Raw genomic sequence first — 18,729 nt, forward strand, 5'->3', positions numbered from 1 at the left:
GTGTCCCAGCGTGCGCTGGGGCACCTCTGGTCCGCGGCAAGGAGGATTCCTCCACCCAGTCTGGTTCGCAGGATCCATCGCCGAACCTTCTTCCAAGCCTGTGCTCAGCGGACACCAGGCGCTACGGAGGAAGGTCATGTCCAGGACCCTCACGCCCCACAGCCGTCTCGAGCATTTCACCCGCGAAGCGAAGCGCTGGCTCAAGGCGCTCCGCGCCGGGAGCACCGACGCGCGCGCGCGGCTGGCCCGCGCGCTCGAGCACCTGCCGACCGCGCCCACCCTGCGCGACATCCAGCACGCGCTCGCCCGTGAGTTCGGGCTGCCCGGCTGGACCGCGCTCCGCGAGGCGCTGGCCACGCGACCCGCCGCCGACCCGAGCGAAGCCACCCTGATTTCCCGCTTCCTCGACAACGCCTGCCCCGATCACCACGTGCGGGGACATGCCGACTTCCGGCGCGCGCGGCACACCGCGCTCCGGCTGCTCGATCGCTTCCCTGACCTGGCCGGGGCCACGCTCCAGACCGAGATCGTCTGCGGCGACCTCGACGCCGTCCGGGAGGCGCTGGCGGAGCAGCCCGAGCTGGCCCGGCGGCGCGCCGGGGAGCCGGGGCCGGGCCGCGGCGGCGTGGGGCAGAGCGGCGACCTCTACCGCGACCTGGGCCCCAAGGGGTGGGAGCCACTGCTGTACCTGTGCTACGCCCGGCTGCCGCTGCCCGCGGCCGAAGCCAATGCGGTGGCCATCGCGACGGCGCTGCTCGACGCCGGCGCCGATCCCAACGCCTATTTCCCGGCCGGCGACTGCCGCTACACCGCCCTCGTGGGGGTGATGGGCGAGGGCGAGGAGGACCGGCCCCCGCACCCGGCGCGCGAGGCGCTGGCCCGGCTGCTCCTGTGGCGCGGCGCCGACCCCTACGACAACCAGGTCATCTACAACCTGCACCTCGATGGCCGCGTACTGTGGTGGCTCGAGCTCATCCATGAGCGCACCGTCGCCCTCGGGCGCGGCGCGGACTGGGACGACCCGGAGTGGCCGTTCCTCGACATGGGCGGCTACGGCAGCGGAGCCCGGTGGCACCTGGACATCGCGATCAAGCACCACGACCTGCCGCTGGCCACGTGGTGCCTGGCCCACGGCGCCAATCCCAACGCGGCGCCGGCCCGCAGCACGATGTTCCCCCAGTACTCCCTGTACGAGACGGCGGTGCGGGCCGGCGCCACCGACATCGCCGAGCTGCTGGCGCAGCACGGCGCGACGGTCGGCCCGGTCCGGCTCGACCCCGTGGGAGCGCTCGCGAGTGCAGCGATGCGGCTCGACCGCGCCGAGGCCGCGCGGCTGGTGGCCGGGACGCCCCGGCTCCGGTCCGTCCACCATCCGATCTTCCATGCGGCGGAGGCGAACCGGGCGGATGCGGTGGAGGTCCTGCTCGACGCCGGCATCTCCCCCGACATCGAGGGCCCGCGGGGGTTCCGGCCGCTCCATGCGGCGGCGTACCGCAACGCGCTCGACGTGGTGCGGCTGCTGCTGGCGCGCGGGGCCGCGGTGGACGCGGTGGAGCATGCCCACGGAGGGACGCCGCTGGGCCACGCGGTGTACGCGGGGCACGAGGCCATGATCGACCTGCTCGCCGGCCACAGCCGGGACCTCGGGCGGCTGGTGTTCGTGGGCAAGGTGGAGCGGGTGCGACAGCTGCTCGCCGAGCATCCCGAGCTGGGCAAGGCGGGCGGGGGCGGCGAGTCAGCGCTCATGTGGCTGCCCACGGACAACGAGGCCAATGCCCTCGAGCTGGCGCGCCTGCTGCTGGCCCATGGCGCGGACCCGGGCGCGCGGAACCGGGATGGCCAGACCGCCGCCGACCGGGCCGAGTCGGTGGGGATGTATGACCTGGCGCGGGTGCTCCGTGAGGCGGCCGCGGGGACCTCGCGCCCCACCCAGGCCGACTACGACGAGAAGGTGGCCGCGCTGCTCGAGGCCTATCACACCGGTACCCCGCGGGCCATGGAGCGGCACTGGCGGCAGACCTGGCACCGCCGGGCGTGGGAGGGCATGCGGCGCTACGTGCAGCTCGACCTCGGCCGGCAGGAGGGCGACGCCGACCTCGAGGCCGACCTCACCGTGGACGACGCCCGGTACCTGGTGGCGAGGGAGTACGGCTTCGAAGGCTGGGCGGCGCTCACCGCCTTCACGGCGCAACCGCCGCGGGCCGGGATGGTGCTGGCCAAGCCGATGGGGCTGGGCCGGGTGGGTGAGGGCGGCGACCTCGAGCTGGTGGCGCCGGAACGGGAGTGGGACCGGGTGCGGGACCGGCTCGTCACGGAGTCGTTCAGCGGGCTCGGCGGCCACGGGCAACTGACCGACGCGCTGCTCGCCGAGCTCCCCCGGGTCGAGTCCCTGCAGATGCTCGACCTGTCGGGCTGTCGCGGGGTGACCGATCGCGGCCTGCGGAGCCTGGCGGCGCTTCCGGGCCTGCGGCGGCTCAACCTGAGTGGCACGCCCATCACCGACGCGGGGCTCGCCGTGCTGCGCGAGTTGCCGGCGCTCCAGGTACTCGAACTGGGCTCGACGCGGGTCACCGACGCCGGGATGACGCACCTGGCGGCCTGCGACGGCCTGGTGCACCTCGACCTCACCGGCACCGCCACCGGCGACGGGGCGATCGCCGCGCTGGCGGGGAAATCTCGGCTGCGCCGGTTCCACAGTGGCCGGGGCGTCACCGACGCGGGGCTCGCGCTGCTGCACCAGGTGCCGGGGTTCCGGACGTGGCACGACGAGCCCCGCCGGATGGAACTGCTGTCGCCGGTGGCGCAGCCCAACCACCTGGTGCTGCGGGGCACCTTCACCGACCGGGGGCTCGCCACCCTGGTGGGGCTCGACGGCCTCTACTCTCTCAACGTGGACGACCCGGGCCTGGCCATCACCGGTGCCGGCCTGGCGCCGCTCCGGGCCCTGCCGCACCTCGAGTGGCTGGCCTGCCAGGCCGATGACGCCACCATGCTGACCATCGCCGCGCTGCCCGCGCTCCGCTTCCTGAGCGTGCAGGACACCGCCACCGGTGACGACGGCTGGGTGGCGCTCAGCCGCTCGCGCACGCTGGAGCGGATCTGGGGGCGGCACTGTCCCAACCTCGGCAACCGCGGGTTCCGGGCACTCGCGGAGCTGCCGGCGCTGGCGGGGCTGTCGGTGAACTGCCGGCACGTGGATGACGACACCCTGGCGCTGCTGCCCCGCTTCCCGGCCCTGCGCGAGCTGATGCCGATGGACATCCCGGATGAGGGGTACCGGCACATCGGCCGGTGCGAGACGCTGGAGTCGGTGGTGCTCATGTACTGCCGGGACACCGGCGACCGTGCCACCGGGCACCTGGCCGGCATGCCACGACTCCGGCGGTACTTCGCCAGCTACACCCGGATCACCGACCGGACGCCGGAGCTGCTTTCCCGGGTCGAGGCACTGGAAGAGGTGGAGTTCTCGTCGTGCGCGGGGCTCACCGACGCCGGCCTCACCCACCCGGCGCGCCTGCCGCGGCTCCGCAGCCTCAAGGTCTCGGGCGGCCGCCGGGTCACGGGGAGCTTCGCTGGTGCGTTCGGGGACGGGGTCCGGGTGCGACACTCGAGCTGGTGAGCGCGCGGCGCGCCTCTCGTGGTGGACGGGTCGGACACCCGGCCGTACCTTCGGGAGGCGCGTGGGCGTGCCGGCCCACAGCCGGACCACCCCACCAGACACCATTCCACGGGAGGATGCCATGGCCACCCCCGCACGGCTCATCGACGTGAGCCACACCGTGGAACACGGGATGATCACCTACAAGGGCCTCCCGGCCCCGGTGATCTGTGATTTCCTGAGCCGCGAGGCCTCGCGCGCAAGGTACGCGCCGGGCACGGAGTTCCAGATCGGCAAGATCGAGATGGTGGCCAACACCGGCACCTACATCGACAGCCCGTTCCATCGCTACGCGCACGGCAAGGACCTCGCGGCGCTCCCCCTCACCTCCCTCGCCGACCTCGATTGCCTGGTGGCGCGGGTGGAACCGGGGCAGGGCCGCGCCATCGACCGGCTGCCGTTCCGCGCCGACGAGGTCCGTGGCAAGGCCGTGCTGATCCACACCGGCTGGGACCGGCACTGGCGGACCGACCAGTACTTCGAGGGGCACCCGTACCTCACCGGGGAGCTCGCGGAATGGCTGGCGCGGGCGGGGGTGACGCTGGTGGGGATCGACTCCTTCAACATCGACAGCGTGGACACCGGCGAGCGGCCGGTGCACACCACCCTCCTCGGGCAGGACATCCCGATCGTGGAACACCTCTCGGCGCTCGGCCAGCTGCCGGACCGAGGCAGCCGGTTCTTCGCCGTCCCGGTCAAGGTGAAGGGCTTCGGGACCTTCCCGATCCGGGCATTCGCGATGGCGTAGCGGATCGCGGCGCCCTCACCCCGGCTTCATCCTCCCTTGTGTCCGGCGGCGGCATGCTCGTGGTGGCAGGTGCCCGTGCCGGTGCCGGGGCCCCCCGCTGAACCCCGTCTCGCGGCGGCCCCGTAGGGCCACGATACCATACTCGTGCCATGACCACCGACCTCGCCCGACCTGCCCCCCTGCTCCCCGATGACTGCCGCCAGGCGCTGCGCTGCCTGTCGGCGTTCGCGCTGCTGCTCGGCGCCCTGCTGCTCATCGCGGCCGGGCTCGTCACCTGGCTGCGGCTGCCGGTGGTGCCCCGGTTCCTCCCGCTCGGACCGGAGCACCAGATGATGTTCGGTGGCGACGCGCCGGCGACGGCGCTGCCGCTCTTCCTGCGCGCGCTGGTCACGGCGGGATGGCTGGTGCTCGTGGGGATGTGCGGGCTGGTGGGGGCCCGGGCAGGCCGGTGGGCGCCTGCAGGGGAGGCATGAGCCCCGCCCCCCCAGGACCCATGAAGCCGCCCCGTGAGGATCCCGGCCGGCTGCGCCTGGTGAAGCTGCTGCACTCCTCGGTGTGGGCCTTCTTCGTGGCCTCGATCCTCGGGGTATGGGCGGGCGCGCTGCTCGGCCGGCACGCGGTGGCGTTCACCTGCATGGGGATCGTGGCGGTGGAAGTGGTGATCCTCATGGCCAACCGCTGGACCTGCCCCTCACCGCCGTGGCGGCGCGCTACACCGCCGACCGCCGGCCCAACTTCGACATCTATCTCCCCGAGTGGCTGGCGCGCCACAACAAGGAGGTCTTCGGCACGCTGTTCCTCGCGGGCGTGCTCCTCGCGCTGGCGCGATGGCGGGGGTGGGTGTAGCTCGCCACCCGCCGGGCCGGTGCCCTTGTCGGCAGCCCCGCCCGCCACAGCTCAGGCCTGCGTCGCCATCCGGGGCGCCGGCCCCCTCCCACCCCTGAGTACACGTGCGTCATCGGTCGCTCGTTCTCGCCACGACGCTGGTCCTCGCCGGCGGCGACCGCCGGTGACCCGCGGCGGACCGGCGGCAGAGCACCGCTCAGCTCGTGGCGCGCGTGCCCGTCACTGGCTGGGGACCGCCCCCGCCCATCTCCATGCCCTCGATCCGGCGCTCGACGGTGCCGGTCACGCCGTTGCCCCGCGCCACCAGCTTCCAGGTGCTGACGACGGTGGCCTTCTGTTCCTCCCCGTTCATGTTGAGGGTCGCCTCGGAGCGGCCGGTGAAGACCGCCTCGTCGCCGGCGGACGTCGGCGCCGCCAGCCGGGCGGCCGGCCGGGCCGGCATGTCCGGGATGGGATCGGTGAGCAGGCTGCCGATGAGGGAGTCGCCCTGGGCCGTGACGGTGAGGGTGCCTTCCGAGATGATGGGGGTGGCCACGCCGTTCTCGATGCGCATGCCGGCGGGATACGTCAGGCGCCAGGTGCCCACCAGCGCCGGCTGCTGGGCGCTGAGCGTGGTGGTGCCGAGCAGGAGGGCGCACACGACCGAACGGAACATCGGGGGCTCCACGGGATAGGGTGAGGGGGCCGCCGGAGTGGCGGGTTGCAGGATGGGATGCGCCATCGTCCCTTCGGGTCGCACCGGTGATGGACGGCGCACCGGACGGCCGGTAGCTTGGGACCGGTCGCCCGGCGCCACGGTGGGCGGCCCGCCAGCCACGATGCCCAGGGGATTCCCGATGCCCGCCCACCCCGCGCCAGTGACGCCGCGACCCGCGCGCCGCCCAAGGACCCTCGCCGCGTGGGTGCTGCTCCCGCCCCTGCTCCTCGCGGGCTGCGGCGAGAGCCAGGGGCCGACGCTCGCCGGAGACCCGTTCCTGCGGATCGTCGTGGATGGCGACACCCTCGGGTCCCTGGTCTCGCAGGCGGGGTGCGGCGACTTCGGGATGACGCTCCTCGTGGCCCAGCTCGATCCGCCGATTCCCGATGCCGACGTGCTCGAGATCCACGTGGCCGACCTGCGGCGCGCCGGCCGGTTCCCGCTGGGCGACCCGGTCTCCGGCAGCTTTGCGCGCACCCACTTCCTGGGGCCGGCGGGGCTGGCGTACCGGACCGACTCGCTCAGCCCGGGTCACCTGACGATCAGCGGCGTGGACTTCGGCGACAGCCTGGTGGCGGGCCGCTTCGCGTTCGCATTGGTGTCCTACCTCTCGCCCACGATCACCTACCAGGTGTCCGGCGCCTTCCGCCTCCCCCTCGGCCAGCACTACACGGTTGAGCACCCGGAGGGGGACGCCCTGCCAGGCGCCGTCGCAGCATGCGCAGGCCCTGATGGAGCCCCACCACCCGCGGGAGGCCACGCCATGACCGCCACACCCCCTGCGCCGAGCCCGGCCACGCGCCGGCCCCAGTGGCCCTTTGCCCTGGGCGCCGCAGTCCTGCTCGGCCTCCTGGTGTTCCTGACACCCCCCGGTGCCGGGGAGGCGGCCCGGGGGACGTCGTTCCTGGTGGGCCACGTGATCGGGGTGGCGATCGGCGCGCTCATCTTCTGCGGGGTGGTGTACGGCGTGCTGCGGCTGGCGTCGCGGGGACGGACTCCGCCGGCCGTTCCCACCGTGGCGTTCTGGACCCTCCTCGTGGTCACCCTGCTCAGCCTGTCCCGGCTGGTCGGTTCGGGGGCCGCACCCCTAGGGCGGCCTTCGACTGGCGGCGTGGCCCCAGCTTCCCGTAGCTTGGCAGCAACCCCGATCCTCGCAGCAGTCCATCCCCTCCCGGAGACGTTCCGTGGCATACGAAGCCAAGACCAAGGCCACGAAGCTGAGCGTGGCCAGCTACCTCGACGCTATCAAGGACCCGGCGCGACGGAAGGACTGCAAGACCCTCGCGACGCTCATGACGCGGGTCACCGGCTGCAAGCCGGTGCTGTGGGGCGCGAGCATCGTGGGGTTCGACCAGTACCACTACAAGTACGCCAGCGGGCACGAGGGTGACAGCTGCGTGGTGGGATTCTCCAACCGCAAGGGCGACATCAGCGTCTACCTGCTCGGCGGCTACGAGTCGGCCACGGCCCAGCGGCTGCTCAAGCGGCTGGGCAAGCACAAGACCGGCAAGGCGTGCCTCTACCTGCCCGGGCTCGCGGGGGTGGACCTGGCGGCGCTGGAGGAACTGATCAGCCGCTCGGTGGCCGACACCCGCAAGCGGTACGCGCCGGCAAAAGGGGCATCGCGGTAGCACGGTACGAACCCGGTAAGGCCGGCGCTGCAGTCACCGGCCAGCGGTAGCTTCCCGGCACCCGTCACGTTCCTTCCCTATTCTGATGGACCACCCGATGCGCCTGCCCCACCCTGCCCGATCGACCGCCTGGCGCCATGGCGCCCCCGCCCTGCTGATGCTTCTCGCGGCCTTCAACGTGGAGGCCGCGCCGGCACAACAGCCGGCACCGGGCCGCGACTGGCCTACCGCCGCGCCGGCGCGGGTAGGGCTCAACGCCGCCGTGCTCGATTCGATCGACGCCGAGATCACGGCCGGCAGGTATGGCCTGGTGGACCGGATGCTGGTGATCCGGCACGGCACCGTGGCGTACGACCGGTCCTACGTCCAGGACTACGACGCCGCCTACGGTGACTCCGCCCGGGCGACCAATCCCCTCAACGCCGGCGACCTGAGCGGCCCCTACAACTACTTCAATCCGTGGTGGCATCCGTACTACCGCCGCGGCACCCTGCACACCCTGCAGTCGGTGACCAAGACCATCACCTCGGTGATCATCGGGGTGGCCGTGACGCGCGGGGGACTTCCCTCCATCGACACGCCGGTGCTGGCCTGGTTCGATACCGCGAGGGTGGCCAACATCGACGAGCGCAAGCGCCGGATGACGGTGCGCCACCTGCTCACCATGACCGGCGGGCTCTCCTGGAACGAGAACCTGCCCTATATCGACCCCAACAACACCGGCAGCGCGCTCGAGGCAAGCCCCGACTGGGTGCAGTTCACCATCGACCGGCCGATGATGCGGGAACCGGGGACGGAGTTCAACTACAGCAGCGGGGAGAGCGCGCTGCTGGCGCACGTCTTCCGGCGGGCCACCGGGATGGACATCGAGGAGTACGCGGCGCGACACCTCTTCGGCCCGCTCGGCATCCGCCAGTGGTTCTGGAAGCGCTCGCCGAGCGGCACCGCGGATACCGAGGGCGGCCTGTACCTCGAGGCTCGCGACCTGGCGCGGATCTGGTACCTGTTCCTGCGGGCGGGCGAGTGGAACGGGACCCGGGTGGTCTCGCCGGAGTGGGTCCGGGCGTCGGTGACGCCGGCGGTCAGCGTGAGCCCGGCACCCGGGGCCCCGAAGTACGGCTACCTCTGGTGGCTCTACCCGGATCCGCTGGACGATGCCAGGTCCATCTGGGGCGGGTCCGGCTTCGGGGGCCAGTGGCCGATGGCCTTTCCCGACCTCGACCTGGTGGTGGTGTTCAACAGCTGGAATATCCTGCCCGGGCGCGGCGGCCTGCCGATCCGGCAGCTGCGGGAGCGGCTGGCGCGGGCGGTGGTGGGGCGATAGGGCCCCGGTGGCGTCCGATCACCCGTTCGGGTGACGCGCGCCGGCCCCCCGGATGCTATCCTCGGCCCTCCCCCAACCCCGGAGCGGGACGTGCAGCTCGGTGCATTCTCCATCAGCCTCGCCGTCAAGGATATCCACGCCTCGATCGCGTTCTACGAGAAGTTCGGGTTCAGGGTCTTCGGCGGCGACCCCGAACGCCGCTGGGCCATCCTCAAGAACGGGGACGCCCTGATCGGGGTGTTTCAGGGGATGTTCGACAAGAACATCCTCACCTTCAATCCGGGCTGGGACACCAGCGCCCAGCCCCTGCCCAGCTTCACCGACGTGCGCGAGCTGCAGCGCCAGCTCAAGGCGCAGGGCGTCACGCTCATGCCCGAGGCCGACGAGGGCACCACGGGCCCGGCGAGCTTCGTGGCCGTGGACCCCGACGGCAACCCGGTCCTCGTGGACCAGCACCGCTGAGCCGGCCGCCGCGCTTGCCAGGCGCGTCCGGGACACCAGATTTCCGGGAGACGATCAGCTGCGCCTCAGGCCTTCCCCCGACGGGGTGCAGGTGCCGCGCGGAACTGGTCCGGCACCTCGCACCACAGCGTGACCCGCAGGGCCATGGCATCACGCTGTCTCACACCGGAGCTGTTGCATGCCCGTGAGCCTCCCCGCCTGGCTTCGCGCCACCTGGCTCGGCTGGATCCTCGGGATCCCGTTCGTGATCCTCTTCGCGCTGCTCGGCGAGTCCCTCGGCATCGGTGGTGCGCAGGTCATGGTGGGCCTGGGGATGGGCGCCGGGGTGGGCCTGCTCCAGGGCCGGGCCCTGCGCGGTATCCTGGGCCGCGCGGTGCCATGGGCGGTGGCCACGGCGGTGGGGCTTGCGCTGCCCTTCCTGGTCACCGACATCGCCGGCCTGCGGCACTGGGACCTCGCCTACTCGCTCACCTGGTGCGTGATCAGCGGCGGCCTGATCGTCGGCGTGTGGCAGGCGCTGCTGCTCCGCGGCAAGGTGCCCGGGGCGGGGTGGTGGGTGGCGGCGAGCGCCGCGGGCTGGGCCCTCGCGGCGGTCACCGCCGCGTACGCCGACCGATTGAGCCGGGGCGGGACACTGCGCGGCCTGGGCGGCGCGGCGCTCTATCTTGGCACCATGACGGGCGGTGGACTGGCCCTGGGGCTGGCCACCGGGGTGGCGATCGCGCGGCTCACGCGGCCGTCGTAACCCGCCCGATGCTCGAGTGGCTGCAACGCCTCCTGGCCCGGGGGGACTCCCCGCCCCTCCCGACGATCGCGGCGGACGTCACGGGGATCAGCCTCACGATCGGCGGCGTGAGCCGCGCCATCCCGTGGAGCGCCATCCAGCGGATCGCGGCGTTCAAGCAGGACCTGGGAAGCCACGACCGGATCGTGCTCGCCATCGACGCCACCCGGTCGAGCGAGGAGCCCGTGCTCCTTTCCGAGGACTGCCCGGGCTTCGCCGACCTCTTCGGACAGATGGAGGCGGCGCTGGGCATCAACCCCGGCTGGTACCTCGAGATCATGATGCCGGCGTTCGAGGCAACGCGACGGGTGATCTACGTGCGAGAGGCGCAGTAACGCGGCGATCACGCGCCCCGCAGCAGCGGCGGCTCGGCGGGAGGCAACTCGAGACTGACCGGCAGGGCCCGGCCCCTGCTGGTCCGCCGACACCAATCCCCGCCACCGGCCGTATGCCCCGCATGCCTGCGTCCCACCGCGCGTCTTCCACCGGCGCCGTCCCGGTCCTGCGCCGCGTGGCGCTGTTCTGGGTCGCCTACTTCGTCATCCTGTTTCTCGCCGCCATTCCGCGAGGCATGGCCCCGCCGCCCTGGGCCCAGCTGGCGTGGGGCCTGGTGGCCACACCGCCGCTCCTGGCACTCGCGGTGTTCCTCGCGCGGCGGGAGGTGCCGGCGCTCGGCACGATCGGGGCGTCGCCCGCCGGACATGACGTGGTGCCGCTGTTCGGCGGCATGCTCCTGGGCTTCGCGAGCTACGCCGCGGTCCTGGTGGCGATCTCCCTGCTGGTGACCCCGATCCGGCTGGCGGCGGCCCCGGCGCCGGCGGCGGGGCCCCTGCTGCTCGCGGTGGGCACGGTCTTCGTCCTCGCCTACATGGAGGAGCTGGGCTTCCGTGGCTACACGCTCCGGGCGCTCCAGGGCGCGCTGGGGACGTGGCCGGCACAGGGGCTGGTGGCGCTGGCGTTCGGGCTGTCGCACCTCGCGTTCGGGTGGGAGTGGAACCAGGTGCTCTACGGCGTGTTGCCGAGCGCGGGGCTGTTCGGGGCGGTGGCCCACCGGTCGGGGGGGCTGGCCATGCCCACCGGGGTGCACGCGGCGATGAACCTTGCCCGGGAGGCCACGGGGAGCGGGGCAACACGCCGCTCTGGACGATCGTGGCGGACGAGGCGGCCGCCGCGCGGCTGGCCACATCGGCGCCGACGATCGGGCTGGTGGTGACGCTGCTGGCGGCCGGGGTGGTGTGGTGGTGGCCGCGCGCGGGAACGATGCCGCGCTCCGTCGTGACCTGACTATCGACGCAGCCGTCTATGCAGGGCGTGGTGAGGCCAGTGATGCAGGGGGTGCCTCCCTCAGCGTGGGAGCCGCGAACCGCACGCATGGCCCCCGTGAGCCATGGGCCCCGGTGGCGCCCCCGGGTGATGGTGCGTAGGTTGCCACCACCCCTTCCCGGAGCCAGAGATGGCAGGAAAGCCACGCGGTACTCGAAAGGCCGATCACGGCGGCCACAGCCCCACGACAGGCAAGCAGCACGATCACGTCTATGTGACCTTTGGCCCCATCAAGGTCATCCGGATCGGGGCAGGCAAGGGGAAGAAGCGCGGCGGGCGCGGCAAGAAGCTCTCCCCCGCCGAGGCCAAGAGGCTGCTGGGATGGCTGGTCAAGCAGCTCTAAGTCGTCCTCAGACCGCGGGGACCCGAAGCCCGGGGCGATCACGGAAGCACCGCGACCGCCCCACTCCGGCCACCCCCTAACGGAACCCTCGTGGCCCACCCTGACCTGCGCACGGTGCATGGCCTGCCCGTCCGCATCCTCAACACCCGCCCCGACATCGACACCGCGCAGGTGGTGGCGCGGCTGTCCGCCGCGCTCGACCTGGTCGCCGCGCACGCGCCGCGGGTGTACCGGCGCCTGCCGGTGGACCTCGCCGGGTTCGTGGTGGAGCGCTTTGCCTGCCGCGGCGCCTACTTTCCTGACACCCGCCTCTGCCTGGTGGAGCTCACCTTCACGGTGAACCCGGCGCACGGCCTGCCCGAGATCGCCGCGTCGATCGTGCACGAGGCCACCCATGCCAGGGTGGCCTCGTGGTGCGGGACCACGCCACTCGACGCGCGCGCCCGGGAGGAACGGTTGTGCCGCCGGGCGGAACTCGCCTTTGGCCGCGCGGTGCCCGAGGGCGCGGTCGTGGTGGCGCGGGCGCTGGCCTCCCTCGAGCTCGACGCCGCCGGCGTGGCGCCACGGGTGGACTGGAGGGAGGCCGCGCGGCGGGTGGCGGCCGTGGACGCCGCGGCCCGCCGGCCGGGAAATGTCGGGTGACGCCGCGGGCCTCCGCATTCCCTGCAGGACCGCCCACCGGCGGACGTCCCCCGACCCTCACCCGCTCCGACTGAACCGGCCATGCCCCTCCCTTCCCGAGACGAACGCGCCACCCTCGAGCGCGCCGCGCAACTCGCCCTCACCTACCTGGGCGGGCTCGACGCCGCCCGGGTGGGCACCACCACCCCGCTGGCGGAATTGCGCCGGCGCCTGGCGCGCCCGCTGGCGGAGGCCGGCATGGACCCGGTCACGGTCGTCGAGGAGCTCGCGCGGGACACCGCCGGCGGGCTGCTCGGCAGCGCCGGGGGCCGGTTCTACGGGTGGGTGATCGGCGGCGGGCTGCCGGCGGCGCTCGGCGCCGACTGGCTCACGTCGGCCTGGGACCAGAATGCGGGCCTCTACGCCTGCGGCCCCGCGGCCGCGGTGGTGGAGGAGGTGTGTGGCGACTGGCTCAAGGACCTGCTCGGCCTGCCGTCGTCGGCCTCGTTCGCGCTGGTCACCGGATGCCAGATGGCGCACGTGACGTGCCTGGCCGCAGCACGGCATGCGCTGCTCGCGCGGGCCGGCTGGGACGTGAACCGCGACGGACTCTCCGGCGCGCCGGCCATCCGGCTGCTCACCTCCGACGCGGTCCACGGCACCACGGTGCGGGCCGCCAAGCTGCTCGGCCTCGGCACCGCGAGCATCAGCCTGCTCCCCAGTGACGCCGATTCCCGGCTCACCGCGGCGACGCTGGGGCAGGCGCTGGCACATGAGCCGGGACGCCCCACCGTCGTGGTGCTGCAGGCCGGCGACGTGAACTGCGGCGCCTTCGACCCCTTCCCCGAGCTCGTGGCGCGGGCCCACGAGGCGGGCGCCTGGGTGCACGTGGATGGCGCGATGGGCCTGTGGGCCGGCGCCTCGCCGGCGCTCCGGCACCTGCTCACCGGCGTGGAGAAGGCAGACAGCTGGGCCAGCGATGGCCACAAGTGGCTCAACGTGCCGTACGACTGCGGCTACGCCTTCGTGGCGCACCCGGAGCATCACCGCGCGGGCATGGAACACCGCGCCAGCTACCTGGTGCACGCCGACGACGTGCGCGACCAGCTCGACTGGACCCCGGAGCACTCGCGGCGGGCGCGGGGCTTTGCCACGTACGCGGCGCTGCGGGAGCTGGGGCGTGCCGGCGTGGCCGAGCTGGTGGAACGCAACAGCCGGCAGGCGCGCGAGCTGGTGACCCGGATCGGGGCGCTGCCACACGCGCGGGCGGTGGCGGTCTCGGAGATCAACCAGGGGCTGGTGCGATTCCACGACCCCGCCCCAGGCGCCACCGACATGGACCACGACCGGCGCACCGACGCGGTGATCGCGGCCATCAACGCCAGTGGCGAGGCCTATTTCACCGGCACCACCTGGCGGGGCACGCGGTGCATGCGGGTGTCGGTCTCCAACTGGCGCACCACCGCGGCCGACGTGGACCGCGCGGTGGCGGCCGCGGCCGCCGCCAGCGCGGGGTGAGATTGCCGGCGGCGGGCGGCGGGGTAGGTTACGGCAGGGCGGGAGTGAGACGGCGCCCCGGAACGTCACTCGCCGGACTCCCGCGGCGTCCGTGGTGCACATCGACAGAGGCACGGAGGCATGATGACAGCACCGACCGCCACCGAACCGCTCCCGGGCCGCCCAGTACCGCGGGTGGCGATGGCCGCCAGCGCGCTGGCGCTGGGGGCGCTCGCGGTGTGGATGCTCCTCGGCCTGTACCAGACGCGCGGGGCCAGGGAGTGCCTTGCACGCTACGGCGCGGCGCGCACCGCGGCCGACACCGCCCGGGTCGACGCACTGGTCCCCGGACCGGCCGGCCCGGAGGCGCACTCCTGCGGGTTCACGCGGCGGACCGCGCGCTGGTAACCGCCGTCGGTGGGACGGCCTGACCCCACTGGCGGCACCATCACCGCGGCGCCCGGCGGACAGCCTGGTCGCCCGGCTCGCCACCACCGCCAGCGGGCAACTGTCCGCCGGGGTATCATTCCTCCGCCCCGCCCCCAGACCAGCGACGCTCCTGCTCTGGCGATCCCTCGCCCTACCAGGAGACCTGTCATGCCCGAACCGACCTCCGCCGAGAAGCGCGCCCGCGCCACCACCCTCGCCGCGCCCCGCCCGGCCGATCCCATCGCTGGCAATCTCGACGTGCAGTGGGGGAGCGCGTTCGACCGGCTCTGCTACGATCTCGCGGCGCCCGCGATGCCGCGCAAGCACCCCGAGCGCTACGACGCCCTCCTCGCGGAGCTGACCGAAGGCACCGGGTGTTCCGAGGACGAGGTCCTGACCCACGGCCAGAAGGTGCGCAGCATGCTCTTCTTCGCGGAGGACAAGCTGGCCCGGCAGGGCGTGATGGCGCGGCTCCCGGGCAACCAGCGGCACCCGTACCGCCTGGCGCCCGTGCCCCAGAGCTTCTAGACTCCGCGGCCGCCGGCACCCCGCCCCGGGGATTGCCGGCGCCGCCGCTGCCCGCCAGCTTTCGCGGCCATGGGTTCTCCCGTGCCCCCGCACCCCGCCGCCATGCCTGACCATCCCCTCGCCATCGCACCCCTGACACGCCCGGTGTCCGACGCCGACCTGCGCGCGCTGGCCGAGCTGCTGGCCGACGCAGTGAACGCGGGTGGGGCGGTCAGCTTCCTCCCTCCGCTGTCGGTGGAACGGGCGCTGGCGTGGTGGCGGGAGTGCCTGACGGACGCCGGCCCCGGGGTGGCCGTCCTGGTGGCGCGCGACGCGGCGGGCATCGCGGGGAGCGTGCAGGTGCACCCCGCGTGGGCACCCAACCAGCCGCATCGGGGGGACATCGCCAAGCTGATCGTGCACCGGCGCGCGCGGGGCCAGGGGCTGGGCACCCGGCTGATGGCGGCGGCGGAAGCGGCGGCTCGGGCGGCGGGGCTCACCCTCCTCACACTCGACACCAAGCGGGGCGATGCCGCGGAGCGGCTGTACCGGAGGCTGGGGTGGACCGAGATGGGGTCGATCCCCGGCTTTGCCATCAACCCGGACGGGTCGCCACAGGAATCGGTGTTCTTCTACAAGCACCTGCGGTAAGTCGGCAGGGGAACTCCAGCGCAAGCGGCCACGGGACCGGTACCTGCGCGTCGAGGTACTCGCCCAGCACTCCGGTGCCGCCGTCGGTGGCGCGGTGGTGCTCCGTGAAGAGCCGGGTCAGTTCCGTCCGGAGCGCGATGGCGCCTGCCGCAGATGCGGCGACGCGGGCGGCACCGGGAACTGTCGCTTCACCGGAAGGTTGCCACATGTCATCGATCCTGTGCCGCGTCCCGCGTCCCGTCCTCGCCGCCCTGGCCCTCTGCCTGCTCGTGGCGTGCGACAGCACGGGCCCCGATCGCGCCCACCCGCGGGTGGCGCTGCTCAACGCCCTCGCCCGCTACGACGACAGCACCCATGGCCGCCGGCACTACTGCACGCTCTCGGGAAGCTGGCCGATGCCCCGGTGGCCCGACAGCACGAGCGCTGACACGGCCACGCTCTACTTCACCCGGTCGGTGTTCTTCGACACCGTGCTGACCAACGCGTCCCCGGGGGTCCAGCGCGACACCCTGCTCGCCTCGCTGGCCGTACAGTGGGTGCGCGCCGACGCCACCCACCTCACGCTGCGGCTGGGCCCGCCCCTGGCGCTCGACATCCCCGGGACGCTGGACGCGCCCGGTGGCGACACCTGGACCGGCACCTGGGGCTGCCCCGCCACGCTGCCGTTCGCGAGCGATTCCACGCTGCTCGCCAACGGGTACCTGGCCGACAGCCTCCACGCGGGAAGCCTGCGGGTAACCCGGACGACGGCGGTGGACTAGGGCGCCTCGCGGCGGGAATCCCCTAGATTCCTGCATGCGCGTCCTCCTCGTCCACGGCCTCGGCCGCACCCCCGCGAGCCTCGCCCTGCTGCACCGGGCGCTGCGGCGGGCGGGGCACGCGCCGGCCTCCTTTGCCTACTATGCCTTTGCCCAGTCGTATGAGGGGATCCGGCGCCGCCTGGTGGCGCAGCTGCAGACGTGGGCCGCGGCGCCGGACCCGGTGGCCCTGATCGGCCACTCCCTGGGCGGGCTGCTGCTCCGCCACGCCCTCGCGGACGTCCCCACCCTGCCGGTGCATCACCTCATCATGCTGGGCACGCCCAACCGGCCGCCGCGGCGCGCGGTGCGCGCCATCCGCTGGCTGCCGTTCCGGGTCTTTGCCCGAAGCTGCGGCGCGGTGCTGGCTTCCGAACGTGCCTACGCCGACATCCCCGAGCCCCGGGTGCCGTACACCCTCATCTCCGGGACCGCGGGATACCGGCTGCTGGGCCGCCCGTTTCGGGGCGAGCCGCACGACGGATTCGTGGCGGTGGGCGAGACGCTGATCCGCGACGCCGACCAGCCGGTGCTCCTGCCGGTGGACCACACCTTCATGATGAACGACCCGCAGCTGCAGCGGATCGTGCTCCAGCTGCTTGACGGCGACCGCGACCCGCCCGGCGGCCCGTCCACTTGAGGGGTGCAAGCCGCCTCGTGCCCCCCACACCCGCTCCCTTCAGCCAAAGGACCCGCATGCCCGGCCCCGCCGCCCCCGATCCATCCCGCACCGCCCGCCGCATCACCACGGTCCTCGCCGCGCTGTACATCCCGCTGTCGCTCTCGGGACTGCAGGGGCTCCGGCGAGGCAGCGAGGGGTATCCGCTCCCGAACATCCTGACGGATCTCGGCTTCACGGCGCTGACGGTGGTGCTGCTGGTCGGCCTCTGGCGGGGGCGGTGGTGGGGCAGCATCGGCCTGGCCCTGCTGGCGGGCGCGCGGCTCGCCGGGCGGCTGGGCGGCGTGCTGCGCGATGGCGGGACGGACCTCGGCCTGCCCGGCCCGATCTGGACGTTGCGACTGCTGCTGCTGGCGGGCATCGTCGTCTTCGCCCTGCGGGCCCGGCCACGGGCCACCGCGGCGACGCCGGGCTGAACCGCCCGCGGCGCGCCCGGAGGGCCCGCGGGCCAGTGATCGATGATCCTGCGTCGGGCCCGCCGCGCCCAGGTGCATCGATTGCCGGCCCGCGCGCCCGCCCGTAGGTTGGCGGGAGCCGTCCGCACCCCACGCCCACGCCGGGAGCTGCTCGATGCGTATCCACTCCGCACTGGTCCTGGCGGCCGCCGCCACCAGGCTGCGCCCTCTCGCCGGTGATGCCACCGATCAGCCGGAGCTACGTGCAGCCGGGCGGCGCGCCGGCCACTGCGGCCCCCGCGAGTGAGTTGGCGACGTCGCCGATCGTGCGGGAATACGACCCGGGGGAGAATGTCACGCGGGTGTCCGTGACCACGCACCGGGGCCAGTACTTCCTGTGGGCGCAGAAGCCGCGGCTCACCTTCTTCTTTGTGCACGCGGGCCAGGCGCCCACCACGCGACCGGAAGTCATGTACCTGGTGTTCCGCACCCAGACGCCGCAGGCGGTGCTCGACAACCACCTGCAGCTCACCTGTGACGGCGCCACGCGCATGGCCGACGGGCTGCCGACCTCACGGGTGGTGCCCGGCATCCTCGCCTCGAGCCACTACCTCACGTTCGAGATCCCGCTCGCGACCTACCTGGCGCTGGGCCGGTGCGGCACGGCGGAGGTGCAGGTGGGCGGCGTGCGGGCGCCCTTCGGCGCCGACCAGGTGGCGCTGCTCGGGCTGCTGGCGCGGGAACTGCCCACCGTGACGCCATGAGCCCGGCCGGTCGGCTCTGCGCGCCCGCGCTCGCCGCGTGCCTCCTCCTGCCCGTCAGCCTCACGGCGCAGGCGGCCACGGTGATCCTCGTCCGCCACGCCGAGAAGGCGGCGCCGTCCGGCGACCCGCCCCTCTCCGCCCCGGGCCAGGCCCGCGCCGCGGCGCTGGGCGCGGCCCTGGTGGACTTCCCGGTCACCACGATCATCACCTCGGAGTACCGCCGGACCCGCGAGACGGCCGCTCCGCTGGCCACCGCGCGGGGGCTGGTACCGGTGGTCGTGGCCGCGCGGAGTGGCGCCGACAGCAACGCCGCGGCGGTGGCGCGGGCCCTCGGCGCGGTGCCGGCGGGCACCGCGGCGCTCGTGGTGGGGCACAGCAACACGCTCGGGCCGATCATCGCGGCGCTGGGTGGCCCCGTCCTCCCCGACCCCTGTGACGGGGAGTACGCGACGCTCTTTGTCCTGGAGCTCCCGCCTGACGGGGCGCCACGCCTGCTGCGGGCCCGGTACGGCGCCCCCGATCCGCCGGGCGCCGGCGACTGCCACCCGGCCCCGCCCTCCTGATGGCCGCGGG

20 protein-coding genes and 1 pseudogene are annotated in these 18,729 nt (G+C 73.5%); 20 read left to right on the forward strand and 1 reads right to left on the reverse strand.

What is annotated here, in order from left to right:
• Positions 1-136 precede the first annotated feature (136 nt).
• From IPJ95_18505 to IPJ95_18520, 4 genes and pseudogenes are all read left to right on the forward strand, one after another.
• On the forward strand, positions 137-3,619 hold the full coding sequence (locus IPJ95_18505; protein ID MBK7925594.1) for an ankyrin repeat domain-containing protein: 3,483 nt from the start codon (positions 137-139) through the stop codon (positions 3,617-3,619).
• Between the two features lie 121 nt (positions 3,620-3,740).
• On the forward strand, positions 3,741-4,406 hold the full coding sequence (locus IPJ95_18510) for a cyclase family protein (GenBank protein ID MBK7925595.1): 666 nt from the start codon (positions 3,741-3,743) through the stop codon (positions 4,404-4,406).
• 149 nt (positions 4,407-4,555) lie between these two features.
• Positions 4,556-4,879: a hypothetical protein gene (locus IPJ95_18515; GenBank protein MBK7925596.1), complete on the forward strand. Its 324-nt coding sequence runs from the start codon at positions 4,556-4,558 to the stop codon at positions 4,877-4,879.
• Positions 4,880-4,899: 20 nt separating this feature from the next.
• Positions 4,900-5,252, forward strand: a pseudogene (locus IPJ95_18520) (hypothetical protein).
• Between the two features lie 196 nt (positions 5,253-5,448).
• Here the strand turns inward: IPJ95_18520 and IPJ95_18525 are convergent.
• A complete protein-coding gene (locus IPJ95_18525; protein ID MBK7925597.1) occupies positions 5,449-5,907 on the reverse strand; it encodes a hypothetical protein in 459 nt (152 codons plus the stop codon).
• Positions 5,908-7,133: 1,226 nt separating this feature from the next.
• Between IPJ95_18525 and IPJ95_18530 the strand changes: the two genes are divergently transcribed.
• The 16 genes from IPJ95_18530 to IPJ95_18605 all read left to right on the forward strand — a co-directional run bounded on the left by IPJ95_18530 (position 7,134) and on the right by IPJ95_18605 (position 18,719).
• Positions 7,134-7,580, forward strand: a complete 447-nt coding sequence (locus tag IPJ95_18530) for a DUF1801 domain-containing protein (protein ID MBK7925598.1) — start codon at positions 7,134-7,136, stop codon at positions 7,578-7,580.
• A gap of 157 nt (positions 7,581-7,737) precedes the next feature.
• Positions 7,738-8,904, forward strand: coding sequence for a serine hydrolase (locus tag IPJ95_18535; GenBank protein ID MBK7925599.1), 1,167 nt, complete (start codon positions 7,738-7,740; stop codon positions 8,902-8,904).
• A gap of 90 nt (positions 8,905-8,994) precedes the next feature.
• Entirely contained in the window at positions 8,995-9,366 is a 372-nt protein-coding gene (locus tag IPJ95_18540) for a VOC family protein (GenBank protein ID MBK7925600.1), read from the forward strand.
• Between the two features lie 178 nt (positions 9,367-9,544).
• On the forward strand, positions 9,545-10,111 hold the full coding sequence (locus tag IPJ95_18545) for a hypothetical protein (GenBank protein ID MBK7925601.1): 567 nt from the start codon (positions 9,545-9,547) through the stop codon (positions 10,109-10,111).
• 8 nt (positions 10,112-10,119) lie between these two features.
• The gene (locus tag IPJ95_18550) at positions 10,120-10,485 is read left to right on the forward strand and encodes a hypothetical protein (GenBank protein ID MBK7925602.1); all 366 of its coding nucleotides are present in this window, start codon (positions 10,120-10,122) and stop codon (positions 10,483-10,485) included.
• 122 nt (positions 10,486-10,607) lie between these two features.
• Positions 10,608-11,363 (forward strand): CPBP family intramembrane metalloprotease, encoded by a 756-nt coding sequence (locus tag IPJ95_18555; GenBank protein ID MBK7925603.1) that lies wholly within the window; start codon positions 10,608-10,610, stop codon positions 11,361-11,363.
• A gap of 543 nt (positions 11,364-11,906) precedes the next feature.
• On the forward strand, positions 11,907-12,458 hold the full coding sequence (locus tag IPJ95_18560) for a hypothetical protein (protein ID MBK7925604.1): 552 nt from the start codon (positions 11,907-11,909) through the stop codon (positions 12,456-12,458).
• Positions 12,459-12,539: 81 nt separating this feature from the next.
• Positions 12,540-13,955, forward strand: a complete 1,416-nt coding sequence (locus IPJ95_18565) for an aspartate aminotransferase family protein (protein MBK7925605.1) — start codon at positions 12,540-12,542, stop codon at positions 13,953-13,955.
• A gap of 123 nt (positions 13,956-14,078) precedes the next feature.
• Positions 14,079-14,342 carry a hypothetical protein gene (locus IPJ95_18570; protein MBK7925606.1) on the forward strand — a complete coding sequence of 88 codons (264 nt, stop codon included), beginning with the start codon at positions 14,079-14,081 and terminating at the stop codon, positions 14,340-14,342.
• Positions 14,343-14,531: 189 nt separating this feature from the next.
• Positions 14,532-14,891, forward strand: coding sequence for a hypothetical protein (locus IPJ95_18575; protein MBK7925607.1), 360 nt, complete (start codon positions 14,532-14,534; stop codon positions 14,889-14,891).
• 102 nt (positions 14,892-14,993) lie between these two features.
• On the forward strand, positions 14,994-15,521 hold the full coding sequence (locus IPJ95_18580) for a GNAT family N-acetyltransferase (GenBank protein MBK7925608.1): 528 nt from the start codon (positions 14,994-14,996) through the stop codon (positions 15,519-15,521).
• 206 nt (positions 15,522-15,727) lie between these two features.
• Positions 15,728-16,282 (forward strand): hypothetical protein, encoded by a 555-nt coding sequence (locus IPJ95_18585; GenBank protein ID MBK7925609.1) that lies wholly within the window; start codon positions 15,728-15,730, stop codon positions 16,280-16,282.
• 34 nt (positions 16,283-16,316) lie between these two features.
• Positions 16,317-16,958, forward strand: coding sequence for an alpha/beta hydrolase (locus IPJ95_18590; GenBank protein MBK7925610.1), 642 nt, complete (start codon positions 16,317-16,319; stop codon positions 16,956-16,958).
• A 56-nt stretch (positions 16,959-17,014) separates the two neighbouring features.
• Entirely contained in the window at positions 17,015-17,413 is a 399-nt protein-coding gene (locus IPJ95_18595; GenBank protein ID MBK7925611.1) for a hypothetical protein, read from the forward strand.
• A gap of 218 nt (positions 17,414-17,631) precedes the next feature.
• The gene (locus IPJ95_18600; GenBank protein MBK7925612.1) at positions 17,632-18,156 is read left to right on the forward strand and encodes a hypothetical protein; all 525 of its coding nucleotides are present in this window, start codon (positions 17,632-17,634) and stop codon (positions 18,154-18,156) included.
• Complete coding sequence (locus IPJ95_18605) at positions 18,153-18,719, forward strand: histidine phosphatase family protein (GenBank protein MBK7925613.1); 567 nt, start codon at positions 18,153-18,155, stop codon at positions 18,717-18,719. The genes IPJ95_18600 and IPJ95_18605 overlap by 4 nt, the downstream gene beginning before the upstream one ends.
• Positions 18,720-18,729 lie beyond the last annotated feature (10 nt).

The organism is Gemmatimonadota bacterium (genome assembly GCA_016713785.1).
Taxonomy (GTDB): domain Bacteria; phylum Gemmatimonadota; class Gemmatimonadetes; order Gemmatimonadales; family GWC2-71-9; genus JADJOM01.

Coding starts and splice junctions, on each gene's coding strand:
- IPJ95_18575 (MBK7925607.1), top strand. CDS start 14,532: ATGCCCGAACCGACCTCCGCCGAGAAGCGCGCCCGCGCCACCACCCTC.
- IPJ95_18525 (MBK7925597.1), bottom strand. CDS start 5,907: ATGTTCCGTTCGGTCGTGTGCGCCCTCCTGCTCGGCACCACCACGCTC.
- IPJ95_18535 (MBK7925599.1), top strand. CDS start 7,738: ATGCTTCTCGCGGCCTTCAACGTGGAGGCCGCGCCGGCACAACAGCCG.
- IPJ95_18545 (MBK7925601.1), top strand. CDS start 9,545: ATGCCCGTGAGCCTCCCCGCCTGGCTTCGCGCCACCTGGCTCGGCTGG.
- IPJ95_18550 (MBK7925602.1), top strand. CDS start 10,120: ATGCTCGAGTGGCTGCAACGCCTCCTGGCCCGGGGGGACTCCCCGCCC.
- IPJ95_18565 (MBK7925605.1), top strand. CDS start 12,540: ATGCCCCTCCCTTCCCGAGACGAACGCGCCACCCTCGAGCGCGCCGCG.
- IPJ95_18595 (MBK7925611.1), top strand. CDS start 17,015: ATGCCCGGCCCCGCCGCCCCCGATCCATCCCGCACCGCCCGCCGCATC.
- IPJ95_18590 (MBK7925610.1), top strand. CDS start 16,317: ATGCGCGTCCTCCTCGTCCACGGCCTCGGCCGCACCCCCGCGAGCCTC.
- IPJ95_18600 (MBK7925612.1), top strand. CDS start 17,632: ATGCCACCGATCAGCCGGAGCTACGTGCAGCCGGGCGGCGCGCCGGCC.
- IPJ95_18570 (MBK7925606.1), top strand. CDS start 14,079: ATGACAGCACCGACCGCCACCGAACCGCTCCCGGGCCGCCCAGTACCG.
- IPJ95_18505 (MBK7925594.1), top strand. CDS start 137: ATGTCCAGGACCCTCACGCCCCACAGCCGTCTCGAGCATTTCACCCGC.
- IPJ95_18580 (MBK7925608.1), top strand. CDS start 14,994: ATGCCTGACCATCCCCTCGCCATCGCACCCCTGACACGCCCGGTGTCC.
- IPJ95_18515 (MBK7925596.1), top strand. CDS start 4,556: ATGACCACCGACCTCGCCCGACCTGCCCCCCTGCTCCCCGATGACTGC.
- IPJ95_18555 (MBK7925603.1), top strand. CDS start 10,608: ATGCCTGCGTCCCACCGCGCGTCTTCCACCGGCGCCGTCCCGGTCCTG.
- IPJ95_18605 (MBK7925613.1), top strand. CDS start 18,153: ATGAGCCCGGCCGGTCGGCTCTGCGCGCCCGCGCTCGCCGCGTGCCTC.
- IPJ95_18585 (MBK7925609.1), top strand. CDS start 15,728: ATGTCATCGATCCTGTGCCGCGTCCCGCGTCCCGTCCTCGCCGCCCTG.
- IPJ95_18510 (MBK7925595.1), top strand. CDS start 3,741: ATGGCCACCCCCGCACGGCTCATCGACGTGAGCCACACCGTGGAACAC.